The sequence below is a fragment of the Vibrio sp. 11-4(1) genome (assembly GCF_013048625.1).
Taxonomy (GTDB): Bacteria; Pseudomonadota; Gammaproteobacteria; order Enterobacterales; family Vibrionaceae; genus Vibrio; species Vibrio diabolicus.
Map to the genome: position 1 here is coordinate 1 of NZ_VHSY01000067.1, position 510 is coordinate 510.

Consider the following 510-nt stretch of genomic DNA (forward strand, 5'->3'; position numbering starts at 1 on the left):
TAACTGCGAGCTCAGTTGGCCTGTAAACTTGACGAAGTTCATCTAAGCAACACTCTGACAGTTCAACCACTGATTTTTCGTTTGAATCAAGCTGCTTGATCATCAATTTCACCTTAGGCATAACGCCGCATTAAGGTGTGAGCGACGCTTGGCTATACTTGAGCGAAGCGAAACTGCCAAGCGTTGCGAATCACTCTTAAATGCTTTGTTATGTGCGTGCTAAACGGTAGCGCCTTACCGTACCCTCACTCTCATCTGTGTAGTTACCGAGGTATTCTCCACCACAGTTTTCGATGACCTTTTGAGATGCGGGATTGTCAATTGAGCAAGTAACAATTACTGAATCAGTGACAACATGGTCTCGCACCCAAGCAAGCAGAAATGAGGCTACACCCTTACCACGAGCTGACGGTCTAGTTTCGTAGCCAATATGACCAATGACATTTTCTACGTTGGCATTAGTACCTTTGCGAACTCGGATTGCACCTAAAATTTCGGAGTTCGATACAC

General features: G+C 45.3%; 1 protein-coding gene and 1 pseudogene. Both read right to left on the reverse strand.

Going from position 1 to position 510, the window contains the following annotated elements; genetic code table 11:
- A pseudogene (locus tag FKN16_RS24775) lies at positions 1–103 on the reverse strand (N-acetyltransferase); the annotation flags it as partial.
- 105 nt (positions 104–208) lie between these two features.
- Positions 209–510, reverse strand: a 302-nt coding sequence (locus tag FKN16_RS24410) for a GNAT family N-acetyltransferase (RefSeq protein ID WP_170903750.1), incomplete at its 5' end; no start/stop codon positions are given.